This window comes from Azospirillum terrae (genome assembly GCF_053470425.1).
On the sequence record NZ_JBPXMR010000007.1, the window covers coordinates 50,128 to 62,714 of the forward strand.

Sequence of the window (12,587 nt, forward strand, 5' to 3'; positions counted from 1 at the left end):
GCTTCTCAACGATGGAACCGGCGCACGCCGGCATGGGGATCGCGATGTCTCAATCGGCGGGGCGCGGGCTGCGGCGTGTTCTGGCGCGGGTGTCCTGTCTTCTTACGATCAGCCTCGCCGCCTGCACCACGAGCGGCGGCGAGCGGGCGATGGGTGGCGCCTCCACCCTGCGCTCGCCGATCACCCCCGACATGATCGCCGCCGATTTCCGCACCCTGCCCGGCTGGGCCGACGACGACCACGCGGAGGCGCTCGCCGCCTTCCGCCGCAGCTGCGACTGGATCGACAGCCAGTCACCCGACCGCCCGTTGGGCAAGGCCGGCACCGTCAGCGAGTGGAAGCCGGCCTGCGCCGCGTCGCGCACCCTGCCCCCCGGCGACCGCGAGTCCGCCCGCACCTTCTTCGAGGCCCACTTCACGCCGGTCTCGCTGGGCGGCGGCACCGAGGGGCTGTTCACCGGCTATTACGAGGCCGAGCTGCACGGCTCGTGGACGCGCACCGAGCGCTTCACCGTCCCCATCTATCGCACGCCGCCGCGCGCCCGGCGCGGCCTGCCGACGCGCGAGCGCATCGTCAACGGCGCTCTGAAGGGCAAGGGGCTGGAACTGATGTGGGTGGACGACCCGATCGACGCCTTCTTCCTGGAGATCCAGGGCTCCGGCCGGGTGAAGATGACCGACGGCAGCGAGGTCGGCCTGCACTACGCCGGGCAGAACGGCCGGGCCTACTACCCCATCGGCCGCTACCTGATCAACGAGGGCATCGCCACGCCGGAGCAGGTGACCCTGCAACTGATCCGCGGCTGGCTGAAGGCCAACCCGGCGCAGGCCAACCGGGTGATGAACCTCAACCCCAGCTACGTCTTCTTCAAGATCCGCAACAACGACGTCGGCGCACGCGGCGCGCTCAACACGCGCCTGACGCCGGGCCGCAGCCTTGCGGTGGACCCCAACCACGTCCCCCTCGGCGTGCCGCTGTGGCTGGAGGCGACCGACGTGCCGGTGCCGGGCGGCGCGATCAAGCGCCTCGTGGTGGCGCAGGACACCGGCGGCGCCATCAAGGGAGAGGTGCGCGGCGACCTGTTCTGGGGTCCGGGCGCCGAGGCCGCCGACGCGGCCGGCGTGATGAAGGCGCGTGGCCGCTACACCATGCTGGTGCCGCGCAAGTCCGTCGTCACGGCGCAGCGGTAGCGCATCGTGCTCGTCCGCCTGACCAAACTGCCGGACACCTCGGCCGCGCTGAAAGCGCTGGAGGAGATCTTCTTCCTCTCCAGCGGGCGCACGGAGTTCGCCTCGCCTGAGGCGCGCGCCGCGTTCTTCCGCACCTGGACCGGCTGGTACATCGAGAACGCGCCCTGGGACGTGTGGTTCTGGCGCGACCCGGACGGCTCGTTCGGCGGCTACCTCACCGGCTGCCTGGACAGCGCCGACGCCGAGGGGCTGTTCGAGACGCTGCCCAGATACGCCACCTTCGACGACCTGTTCCCGCGCTTCCCGGCGCACCTGCACGTCAACGTCCACCCCGACCGCCGCGGGCAGGGCATCGGCCAGAAGCTGATCGAGCGCTTCGCCCAGGACTGCGTGGCCGAGGGCATCCCCGGCGTGCACGTCGTCACCGCGGACGGCATGCGCAACATCGGCTTCTACAACCGGCTGGGCTTCACCGAAGCGGTGCTGCGCAAGCCGCTGCTGTTCCTGGGACGGCCGCTGTGAGACGGCGCGCGTTCCTGGCGGGCGCCGCCGCCGGCTTTGCCACCGGCTTCGCCCCTTTGGCCGCCCGCGCGAAGGAGCTGAGCTGGGTCGCCACGCACGGCCACGCCGATTTCCTGACGCCGCACCTCTACCCCAGTTCCCGCATCGTGCTGCGGCCGGCCAAGCTGACCGAGAGCATCGTCGCGCTGACCTTCGACGACGGCCCGGACGGGGTCAACGACCCGGAGATCCTGCGCACCCTTGGAGAGTACAACGCGGTGGCAACCTTCTTCATGGTCGGCCGCAACATCCAGCAGCACACGCCCCTCGCCCGCGAGATCGCCGCGCGGGGCCACGAACTGGGCAACCACACGTACGACCACCGGCGCCTGATCGAGTGCACGCCATCCGAGCAAACGAACACGCTGAAGCGCACCAACGCGCTTCTAAACTCGGCGTCCGGAACGGCTCCGCGCTGGTTCCGCCCGCCCTTCGGCTCCTACGACGAGCACACGCTGCCCATCGCCCAGGCCAACGGCCTGGAGACGATCCTATGGACCATCGACAGCCAGGACTACCGCGACCTGCCGCCTGCGGTGGTCGAAGAGCGCGTCATGCGCGGCCTGACGCCGGGATCGGTGGTGCTGATGCACTCCAACCACCGCACCACGGTGGAAGCGCTGCCGAACATCCTGCGCCGCGCGCGGGAGGAACAGTTCCGGTTTGTAACGCTGACGGAATGGAAGGCGCAGATGGAGCGGGCTGCGGCGGCCTGAAGAACCCTCTCCCGTCCCGGGAGAGGGTGGCCGCGCAGCGGCCGGGTGAGGGTAGCGCAAGGATCCTTGGATTTGCCCTCACCCTCCCACGCTTCGCGCGGGTCCCTCCCTCTCCCCGGAGGGGAGAGGGTTTACGCCCTCACCCTCGATGGCTCCGACCGCGCCTGCCCGGCCGGGCACAACTCCAGCAGCACGCAACGGTCGCATGCCGGGTTCTCGTGGTAGCAGCAGCGCTGCCCGTGCAGCATCATGACCTCATGGTTGTCGTAGACCTGCTGCGCCGTCCAATCAGCCGGCAACTGCGCCGCCAGCACGCGGTGCGACGGGCCCACCGGGAGGTTCGCCGGGATCAGCCCGGTGCGCGCCGCCACACGGTGATGGTGACTGTCCACGGGCAGCGCCGCCTGACGCAAGCTGCTGAAGCACAGCACCGCGGCGCTGGTCTTCGGCCCGACGCCCGGCAACCGCTCCAGCCAGGCACGCGCGTCCTCGACCGGCATTTCCTCCAGGAAATCAAGGGACAGCGCGCCGCGCAACGCCGTGATACGCCGCAGGATTTCCTGAATGCGCGGCGCCTTCTGCTCGGGCCATGTAACGCCGGCAATGGCCGTCTCGACCTCGGCCAACGGAGCGTCGCGCACCCCCTGCCAGTCCTCCGGCCACCGCGCCCGCAACGCCTTGAACGCCTTGGACGACGACGCGTTGCGCGTCCGGTGCGACAACAGCGACGAGACCAGCTCGCTCAACGGATCGTGGCTGTGGAAGTAAGCCACCGGGCAGCCGTAGACGAGGCACAGCCGCCGGTGGATCTCAAGCGCCTTGGCGCTCATGGCGTCGGGGAAGAGCATGCCCTCCCCAACAGGGCACGCCCAAATCCCTCTCCCGCCCCGGGAGAGGGTGGCGCCGTAGGCGCCGGGTGAGGGTAAAGGCAAGGATCCTTGGATTTACCCTCACCCTCCCACGTTGTGCGTGGGTCCCTCCCTCTCCCCGGAGGGGAGAGGGCTTCTCAACGCCCTCACCCCTGCCGGTAGTTCGGCGACTCGTTCGTGATCGTGATGTCGTGCACGTGGCTCTCGCGCAGCCCGGCGTTCGTGATGCGCACGAAGTTGCACTTCGTCTGCATGTCCGGGATGGTGCTGTTGCCGGTGTACCCCATCGCCGCCCGCAGGCCGCCGATGAGCTGGTGGATCACCGTCGACACCGGCCCCTTGTACGGCACGCGGCCTTCCACACCTTCCGGCACCAGCTTCATGGTGGAGACTTCCTGCTGGAAGTAGCGGTCGGCCGAGCCGCGCGCCATCGCTCCAACCGAGCCCATGCCGCGATAGCTCTTGTACGACCGGCCCTGGTAGAGGATGACCTCGCCGGGGCTTTCGTCGGTGCCGGCGAACAGGCTGCCGAGCATGGCGCAGTCCGCCCCCGCGGCGATCGCCTTGGCCAGATCGCCGGAGAACTTGATGCCGCCGTCGGCGATGACCGGAATGCCCTGCTTCTGGCAGGCGTCCACCACGTCCATGATGGCGGTGAGCTGCGGCACGCCGACGCCGGCGATGATGCGCGTCGTGCAGATCGAGCCCGGCCCGATGCCGACCTTCACCGCGTCCGCGCCCGCGTCGATCAGCGCCAGGGCGGCCTCGGCGGTGGCGACGTTGCCGGCGATCACCTGGGTGTAGTTGGGCATGTTGCGGACGGCCCGCACCTGATCCAGCACCTTCGACGAGTGCCCGTGCGCGGTGTCCACCACCAGCACGTCCACGCCCGCGTCGAACAGCGCCTCGGCCCGGCGCAGCCCGTCCGGCCCGGTGCCGGTGGCGGCGGCGACGCGCAGGCGGCCCTTGTCGTCCTTGCAGGCGGTCGGGAAGGCCTGCGCCTTCTCGATGTCCTTCACGGTGACGAGGCCGATGCAGCGGTAATCCTCGTCCACCACCAGCAGCTTTTCGATGCGGTGTTGATGCAGCAGGCGCTTGGCCTCGTCCTGGCCGACGCCCTCGCGGACGGTGACGACGTTCTTGGTCATCAGCTCGGAAATCGGCTGCTTCGGGTCGGTGGCGAAGCGGACGTCGCGGTTGGTGATGATGCCGACCAGCTTGCCCGAGCCGCGGGCGTCCACCCCCTCGACCACCGGAATGCCGGAGATGTTGTAGGCGGCCATAATGCCCAGCGCGTCGGCCAGCGTGGCGTTGGGGGCGATGGTGATCGGGTTGACCACCATGCCGCTCTCGTAGCGCTTGACCTTGCGGACCTCTTCGGCCTGCCGTTCGATGTCGAGGTTGCGGTGGATGACGCCGAGGCCGCCGGCCTGCGCCATCGCGATGGCGAGCGAGCTTTCGGTCACCGTGTCCATGGCCGAGGACAGCAGCGGAATGCCCAGCTTGATCGTCTTGGTCAGCCGCGTGCGCGTGTCCACGTCGCCGGGCATCACCTCGGAGGCGCCGGGCACCAGCAGAACGTCGTCGAAGGTCAGAGCTTCGCGGATGTTGGATACACGCGACATCGGCCGTCTCCCGCAAAATTTGCGGCACTATACACAAGAAGATGCGCTTGTGAAGGGCCGGCACCCACTATCCCTCGGCATGGGTAGGACCCGCGTATGCAGCGCTGCCATGCCCAAGACGAAGGGGTGGATGTGGCGATTGACAATATTCCTATTTCGAGTGACGATGCGGGCTGCATGGGGGCGAGGTGCGTCCACCGTCCTTCTCTCTTTCGTCATCCCCGCGCAGGCGGGGATCCAGGGCAGAGCCGCGTCAGCGGCGACCTGAGTCTTGAGGCTCGCGGACACGAGCATGGATCCCCGCTTTCGCGGGGATGACGATTAGAGAATGCTCACCGAATGAGACGCCACACCAAAATGCGTTTCATAGCGTTTCATAGCGTTTCATTCCGTCTCGTTCGTCTCCCGCTTCGCCCCGCCGCGGAACCCCGTCGCCACCACATAGGTCTCCGACGAATCCTGCCGGCTGGCCGGCGGCTTGGCGTGGCGGACCACGGCGAAGTCCTGCTTCAGCCGGGTCAGCAGGTCGCGTTCGGCGCCGCCCTGGAACAGCTTGCAGACGAACGTCCCACCGGGCGCCAGAACCTCTTCGGCGAAGTCGTAGGCGGCCTCGGCCAGCGCCATGATGCGCAGATGGTCGGTCTGCTGGTGCCCGGTGGTCGGCGCCGCCATGTCGCTGAGCACCACGTCGGCCGGGCCGCCCAGCGCCTCCTTCAGCCGCTCGGGCGCCGCCGGATCGAGGAAATCGGCCTGCATGGTGATGGCGCCGGCCAGCGGCTCCATCTCCAGGATGTCGAGGCCGACGACCTGCCCGCCGGTCTTCTCGGGCTGCACGCGCTCGACCGCCACCTGGGTCCAGCCGCCGGGCGCTGCGCCGAGATCGACGATCCGCTTGCCCGACGCCAGGATGTGGAACTTCTCGTCCAGTTGCAGCAGCTTGAACGCCGCGCGCGAGCGGAAGCCGCGCCGCTTGGCGTCGGCGACGTAGGGGTCGTTGAGCTGCCGTTCCAGCCAGCGCGCCGAGGAGTTGGACCGCTTGGTGGCGGTCTTGACGCGGACGGTCGTCTGCCGGCCGCCCGGCCGCGACGTTGAAGACTTCTTCTGAACCATAAGTACCCTGTGTGCCCCAAATCAGCCCGACGCCGACCCGATCAGATCGACGAGGATGCCCTCGCGCAAGCCGCGGTCGGCGATGCGCAGGCGCTCCACCGGGCAACAGTCGCAGATGGCTTCCAGCACCGCGCAGCCCGCGACCACCAGGTCGGCGCGCTCGATGCCGATGCAGGCATGCCTGGACCGGCCGTCGAAGTCCAGCGCCACGAGGCGGCGGATGATGTCGCGGGCGTGATCGACGCGCAGGAAGCTGCCATCCACCGCCCGCCGGTCGTAGCGCGCCAGCCCGAGATGCACGCCGGCCAGCGTCGTCACCGTGCCCGAGGTGCCGAGCATCTGCACGCCGCCCTCGGCCAGCCGGTCGGCGATGCCGTTGCGCTCGGCGAAGGGTTCGATGTGGGAGGCGACCTCATCGACCATGGCGCGGTAGGCGCCCGGCAGAAAGCGGTCGCCGCCGTAGCGCTCGGACAGGCCGATGACGCCGCAGCGAACCGAGATCTGGTCGACGAGCCGGGGCCGTTCGCCGGGCCGCAGCGCCAGCCACATCAACTCGGTCGAGCCGCCGCCGATGTCGAAGACCAGCGCGTGCGGCACGTTGGAATCAAGCAGGGCGGCGCAGCCGGCGATGGCCAGCCGGCCTTCCTCCTGGCTGGAGATGATCTCGATGGCGATTCCGGTCTCGCCCTCGACGGCTTCGAGAAAGGGATCGCAGTTTCGGGCGCGCCGGCACGCCTCGGTGGCGACGGCGCGGAGCGCAGTGACGCCGCGCCGCTGGATCTTGGCACCGCAGACCTTGAGCGCGGCGAGCGTGCGGTCCATGGCGGACTCGGACAGGTTTTCGCTGCTGAACACGCCCTCGCCCAGGCGGACGATGCGCGAGAAGGCGTCGATGACGCGGAATCCGCTCAGCGTCGGGCGGGCGATCAGCAGGCGGCAGTTGTTGGTGCCGAGATCGAGGGCGGCATACACCGGGCGCACGACGGCGGGCGACCGTATCCGTTCCGAATCGCACTGCCGCTCGCTGTGCACGTAAGCGTCCACTTCGCCTCCCAGATCCGGCGGTTCTAATGGCCGCCACGGAATGGTGGCTATACTAACCTCTTCCGTCCGCCGGGCGAAGCCTTGCTTTCGGGAGGGCTTCGAAGGGGGATTGGGCGGTTTTCAGCGAATTTCGAAAATCGGGGCTTCCCATCCCTGAAACACGATGCTAAAAGGCCGCCCACGACGGGAGCGGCGCAACGCCGACCCCGGCGACGGTCTGGGGGATCGTCTAGCGGTAGGACAGCGGACTCTGACTCCGCCAGCCTAGGTTCGAATCCTAGTCCCCCAACCACCTCTCAAATCCCGCTTTCAGATTGAAGACTTGGCTCGCGCTCAGCGGTGTTTCCCGCGGGAGGCGCGTAGCTGCAGCCCATCGCCGCCCCGCCAGATCTTCGATCCCGACAGCGAGGCGCGAGCCGGGCTCGGGCGGTGGGGCACCTACGACAACTCCCAGGGGCCGCATTCGGAGCTCGGCGGCAGGACGCCGAACCAAGCTTATCTCAGCCGCCAAACTGTCCGGGAAATGGGGGACCAGCTCAATGGCTGCCTGCCCCCCCAATCTCCGGACAGCCCCTGCCCTCCCGATCAGTCCTCGTGCAACGCGCGATGCAGGCTGTCGGTGATCGGGCTGATGAAGTAGTCGATGGCCAGCCGCTCGCCGCCGATGATCAGCACTTCGGCGGGCATACCGGGGTAGAGGGCCACACCCTTGAGGCCTGAGAGCGCGTCCGGGTCGAGTTCGGCCCGCGCCAGGAAGAAGGGCTCGCCGCGGGCGTCGGTCTGCCGGTCCGCCGACACGTAGGTGAGCTTGCCGGTCAGCACCGGTACCTTGTGCTGCTTGTAGGAGGTCAGCCGGACATTGACCGACTGGCCGAGGTGGACGTGCTCGATGTCGTTCGGGGTCACCGGAACCTCGACCAGCAGGCGGTCGTCGTTCGGGACGATGTCGAGGACGGGCTGGCCGGCACCGATGCTGCTGCCCGGCGTGAAGAACTTGATGTCGGTCACCGTGCCGGCCTCAGGCGCGGTCACGTCCTTGTGCTGCAGCGTGTCGGTCGCGCCGCGCAGCCGTTCCGCCAAGTCGTTGAGCAGCGCCTGGGTGTCCTGCAGGTCCTTGACGACGTCCGATTTCCAGGAGCTTTCGATGCGGGTCACCTCGTACTCGGCCTGTATGATGTTCTCCCGCGCCTCGGCCTCGTGCGAGGTGTACTCGCCGAGGCTGCCGGTCAGTTCCGCCTCCATGCCCTGAAGTTCGAGCGCGCGGTTCCTCGGCGCATAGCCCTTGACCAGCAGTTCGCGCACGCCCTTGAGCTGTTCGCGCACGTAGCTCAACCGCGTCGTCGCCGAGGTCGTCTGCGCGCGCAGCGCGGCGATCTGCTCGTTGAGCTGGGAGACGCGCTTGCGCTGCACCGCCAGCGTGTTGTCGTAGGTCTGCCAGCGCATCTCGAACAGCCGGCGCTCGTTCTCGACAATGGCGGCCACGGTGCGGTCTGCAGTGGCGGCGGCGAGGTCGGGCGGCAGGTCCAGGGTCCGGCGGTCGGCCTGTTCGGCGCGCAGCCGCGTCGCCCTGGACACCGCCGCCCAATACTGCGCCTTGAGCTGGCCGAGTTGCGCGAGCGCCTGCGTCTCGTCGAGGCGGAGCAGCACTTGCCCGGCCTCCACCCGGTCGCCCTCGTGGACCAGGATTTCCTTGAGGATGCCCGAGTCGAGCAGACTGACCGTCTTGCGCTTGCTCTGCACGACGATGGAGCCGTTGGCCGGCACCGCGCTGTCGAGCGGGGCGGTGAACGCCCAGCCGAAGAAGCTGCCGAAGCCGACGCCAATAGTCAGCAGGCTTGCGACGACGAGCCGGCGCAGCGACGGTTCCGGCATCTCGGACGCGAGGGCCGTCTGCCAAGCGGGAAGCGAGGTCGTCATGGGGGGCGTCCTGTCAGGGTGTGATCGAGGCGAGGCGCAGAGGCGCCGGAGTGTCGGCCGTTCGGAGCGGAGCAATCTCGCGGGAACCGAACCGCTCCACCCGGCCGTCCTTGAGGACGAGCACCTTGTCGGCGACCTCAAGAAGGGCCGGGCGATGGGTGACGACGACGACCGCCACCCCCTCCTCCTTCAGGGTGCGGATGGTCTCGGCAAGCCGGGCCTCGCCCGCGTGGTCGAGATTCGAGTTGGGCTCGTCGAGAACCAGCAGCTTCGGCCGGCCGAACAGGGCGCGCGCCAGGGCGACCCGCTGGCGCTGGCCACCGGACAGCGTGTAGCCATCGGCGCCGATCCAGGTGTCGTAGCCCTTGGGCAGCCGCCCGATCATCTCGTGGACCCCGGCGCGCTGGGCCGCTTCCACCACTGCGGCCGGCTCGGCATCGCCCATACGGGCGATGTTCTCGAACACCGTGCCGTCGAGCAGCGACACCGCCTGCGGCACATAGCCGACGTGGCGGCCGAAGTCCTGCCGCTCCCAGTCCCACGTACAGTGCCCATCGAGTTCGATGCGGCCGCGGTTCGGTGGGATCACCCCGACGAGCAGCCGCGCCAGCGACGACTTGCCCGACGCCGAGGGGCCGACGACGGCGACCGCCTCGCCCGGCTCGACGGTGAAGGATACCCCTTCGAGCACCGCACGCTCCCGCCCCGCCGGTGCATAGCCGACATCCTCGACCACCAGCCGCCCGGCTTGGCAGAGGCGGGATTCGGTGCCGCGTCGGCAGTCCTCCCGGCCGAGCAGGTCGATCACGCGCCCCAGCGCGGCGCCGTGCAGGGCCCACTTGCGCCAACTGACGACCAGCTGCTCGAAGGGCAGCAGCAATTTGCCCACCAGCAGGTTGGCCCCCAACAGGCTGCCCGGCGACGCCTCATGGCGGATGACGAGCAACACCCCCAGCGCGATGGTGCTGCCCTGCATCAGCAGCCGGAACGCGCGCGACGCCGCGGTGATCATCACCACGTTCCGGCTGGCCGCGTCGAGCACCGCCTGACCGGCGTTCTGGGAACGCTGCCAGCGCCGCGCCAAGCCGGGCAGCATGCCCAGGCCGTCGATCAGCTCGCCCTTGCGCAGGGTGGCGGTGAGATCGTTGAACGATTTGCCGACCTCGGCGCTCGCCTTGCCGAAGCGGCCGCGGGTCGTCGCCTCGGTCGCCCAGCCCATGATGAAGAGCATGGTGGCGCAGCCCACCGCATAGAAGCCGAAGACGGGATGCAGCAGGAACAGCACCGTGACCAGGGCTGGGGACCACAGCAGGTCGAGGGGAACCGTCACGGTCGACCCGGTGACAAACAGGCGCAGGTCGTTGATGTCGCGCAGCGCCTGCGCCGCCGCCGATGGTTCCCCGTCGAGCGAGCGGAGCATCGCCGCCTGAAGCACCGGGACGTTCATCCGATGGGCCATGCGGTGCCCCAGCGCCAGAAAGAGGCCGGAGCGCAGGAAGTACAGAGCGCCGTAGAGCACCATGCCCAGCACGCAGAGCACCGACAGCGCGCTCAGCGTGTCCATGTTGCGGCTGAGCAGGACGCGGTCGTAGAGCACCGAATCGTACAGCGGCACGGTCAGCAGCGCGATGTTCAGGAACACGGTCACCACCGCGGCGAAGCCAAAGCCGGCGGCCAGTTCGAACAGAACCTTGCGCAGCACGGAGCCGCGCGGCGGGAGCGCGGCGAAGAACCGCGAGATGACGGTCATGGGGACACCAGCTTCGGTCGGGAGAGCTTGCGCAGCGAGGCCTCGGCCGGAACCGCTCCGGATTGCCCCGTCAGGCGGGCGGTGATCGGGCCGGCCTCACCGAAGACGTCGATGACGCCGTCCTTCAGAACCAGGAGCTTGTCCGCCGTCGCCATGATGGAGGGGCGGTGGGCGACGATCAGGATCGACGTGCCATCCCGCTTGGCGGCGGAGATCGCCTCGACCAGCGCGCGCTCGCCGGCTTGGTCCAGGTTGGAGTTCGGCTCGTCGAGCACGAGCAGCCGAGGGCCGCCGTAGAGTGCCCGCGCCAATCCGACGAGTTGGCGCTGGCCGCCGGACAGCGTGTGGCCGCTCTCGGTCACCGTGGTTTCGTAGCCGAACGGAAGCCCGGCGATCATCGGGTGCACGCCCGCCCGGCGTGCCGCCGTGATCAGGTCGCGCGGGTCGCCGTCGCGCAGGCGGGTGATGTTCTCGGCGATGGTGCCGTCGATGAGCGACACGCTCTGCGGCAGGAAGCCGATATGCCGTCCGAAATCCTCGCGTTCCCAAAGGAACGTGCTGTTGCCGTCGAGATAGACACCGCCAGAGGTCGGTTCGAGAACACCCAGGATCAGGCGGATCAGGGTGGACTTGCCGGCTCCCGACGGCCCGACGATGCCGATGGTCTCCCCCGGCTCTACCGTGAAGCTGATGCCCCGAATGATGGGCCTGTCGGATCCCGGCGGGATGTAGACGAGACGGTCGGCCGTCAGCCGGCCGCTGGGACGGGGCAAGGCCATCGTGTTGCGCCGCGGCGCCGGCTGGTCGAGGGCCTGTTTGACCCGATGGAAGGCGCCGGTCACGGACACCAGCTTGCGGCGCGTCTCGAGAATGCCCGCGAAGGGCATCAACAAGCGGGCCAGCAGCACGATGCCGGACAACATGCTGCCGCCGCTGACCATCCCCTTGAAGGTGAGAATCAGACCGAGCGCCACCATGCCCGCGGTGACCAGCATGCGGAAGGCCTTCGCCGCAGCGCTCAGCGCGTTGGCGGTCCGCAGCCCGGCATGGGTGAGGTCGAGCATCTCGGCCTGCTTGCGCTGCCAGCGCCGGGCAACGGCCGGGAACATGCCCAACGCCTCGACGGCCTCGGCGTGGCGCACCGCCGAAGCGATCTCGGCAAAGGCCTGGACCATCGCCGCGTCGGCCTCGGCCAGCGGGCGCTTGGTGAGCGCTGCGGACAGGCCGTTGATGAGCATGATCGCCGCGGCGCAGGTGACGGCGTAAACACCATAGATCCAATGCATCATGAACAGCGCCCCCAAGAAGAGCGGTGTCCAGACCAGATCGAACAGCGTACCGATGGCCGGGCCGGACAGGAACATCCGCAGTTCCTGCAGGTCGCGGATCGCCTGGCCGGCGGATGCCGTTCCTCCGTCACCGGCCTGTGCGGCGGCACCGAGAACGGTGGGCAGTGCCAAGCGACGGACGATGCGCGCGCCGAGCGCCATGTAGAGCGCGCTTCGCAGGTACTCAAGCACGCCATAAACCGCGAGCACCATCACGAAACCAACGGTGAGCGCCGTCAGGGTGTCGAGATTCCGCGTGTTCACGACGCGGTTGTACAGCTCCATGTTGTAGAGCGACACCAGGATGACGCCACCGTTGCACAGCGCAGCGACAGCGAACAGCAGCAGCAGTGGCTTGCGCAGTTGACGCACGGTGTCTCGGAGCAAGAGCGTGCACGGTGTGGTCATGTCTCCGCGTCCATTCGAGAAAATTCAGGCACAGGAGGCCAGTTGCGGGGGCGACTTCTGGATCTTCGT

At 68.7% G+C, this 12,587-nt stretch carries 10 protein-coding genes and 1 tRNA gene; 4 read left to right on the forward strand and 7 right to left on the reverse strand.

Annotated elements, in window-relative coordinates; all coding sequences use genetic code 11:
* Positions 1-11: 11 nt before the first annotated feature.
* From mltA to ACSVDD_RS18885, 3 genes are read left to right on the forward strand one after another with little or no spacing between them, the layout of a single operon-like run.
* Positions 12-1,190, forward strand: coding sequence for a murein transglycosylase A (gene mltA / locus ACSVDD_RS18875; RefSeq protein WP_448190932.1), 1,179 nt, complete (start codon positions 12-14; stop codon positions 1,188-1,190).
* A 6-nt stretch (positions 1,191-1,196) separates the two neighbouring features.
* Positions 1,197-1,712, forward strand: coding sequence for a GNAT family N-acetyltransferase (locus tag ACSVDD_RS18880; protein ID WP_448190933.1), 516 nt, complete (start codon positions 1,197-1,199; stop codon positions 1,710-1,712).
* Complete coding sequence (locus ACSVDD_RS18885; RefSeq protein WP_448190934.1) at positions 1,709-2,467, forward strand: polysaccharide deacetylase family protein; 759 nt, start codon at positions 1,709-1,711, stop codon at positions 2,465-2,467. The genes ACSVDD_RS18880 and ACSVDD_RS18885 overlap by 4 nt, the downstream gene beginning before the upstream one ends.
* A 131-nt stretch (positions 2,468-2,598) precedes the next feature.
* Here ACSVDD_RS18885 and ACSVDD_RS18890 read toward each other — a convergent pair whose 3' ends face one another.
* The 4 genes from ACSVDD_RS18890 to ACSVDD_RS18905 all read right to left on the reverse strand — a co-directional run bounded on the left by ACSVDD_RS18890 (position 2,599) and on the right by ACSVDD_RS18905 (position 7,115).
* Positions 2,599-3,315 carry an endonuclease III domain-containing protein gene (locus ACSVDD_RS18890; RefSeq protein WP_448190935.1) on the reverse strand — a complete coding sequence of 239 codons (717 nt, stop codon included), beginning with the start codon at positions 3,313-3,315 and terminating at the stop codon, positions 2,599-2,601.
* A 167-nt stretch (positions 3,316-3,482) separates the two neighbouring features.
* Complete coding sequence (guaB, locus tag ACSVDD_RS18895) at positions 3,483-4,961, reverse strand: IMP dehydrogenase (protein ID WP_448190936.1); 1,479 nt, start codon at positions 4,959-4,961, stop codon at positions 3,483-3,485.
* Positions 4,962-5,345: 384 nt separating this feature from the next.
* Entirely contained in the window at positions 5,346-6,071 is a 726-nt protein-coding gene (locus tag ACSVDD_RS18900; RefSeq protein WP_448190937.1) for an RlmE family RNA methyltransferase, read from the reverse strand.
* Positions 6,072-6,092: 21 nt separating this feature from the next.
* Positions 6,093-7,115, reverse strand: coding sequence for a Ppx/GppA phosphatase family protein (locus ACSVDD_RS18905; protein ID WP_448190938.1), 1,023 nt, complete (start codon positions 7,113-7,115; stop codon positions 6,093-6,095).
* A 218-nt stretch (positions 7,116-7,333) separates the two neighbouring features.
* Between ACSVDD_RS18905 and ACSVDD_RS18910 the strand changes: the two genes are divergently transcribed.
* A tRNA-Gln gene (locus ACSVDD_RS18910) sits at positions 7,334-7,407 on the forward strand.
* Between the two features lie 293 nt (positions 7,408-7,700).
* Here the strand turns inward: ACSVDD_RS18910 and ACSVDD_RS18915 are convergent.
* From ACSVDD_RS18915 to ACSVDD_RS18925, 3 genes are read right to left on the reverse strand one after another with little or no spacing between them, the layout of a single operon-like run.
* Positions 7,701-9,032 carry an HlyD family type I secretion periplasmic adaptor subunit gene (locus ACSVDD_RS18915; protein WP_448190939.1) on the reverse strand — a complete coding sequence of 444 codons (1,332 nt, stop codon included), beginning with the start codon at positions 9,030-9,032 and terminating at the stop codon, positions 7,701-7,703.
* Positions 9,033-9,045: 13 nt separating this feature from the next.
* Positions 9,046-10,782, reverse strand: a complete 1,737-nt coding sequence (locus ACSVDD_RS18920) for a type I secretion system permease/ATPase (protein WP_448190940.1) — start codon at positions 10,780-10,782, stop codon at positions 9,046-9,048.
* Positions 10,779-12,518 (reverse strand): type I secretion system permease/ATPase, encoded by a 1,740-nt coding sequence (locus ACSVDD_RS18925; RefSeq protein ID WP_448190941.1) that lies wholly within the window; start codon positions 12,516-12,518, stop codon positions 10,779-10,781. Before ACSVDD_RS18925 ends, ACSVDD_RS18920 begins: the two co-directional genes overlap by 4 nt.
* Between the last annotated feature and the right edge of the window lie 69 nt (positions 12,519-12,587).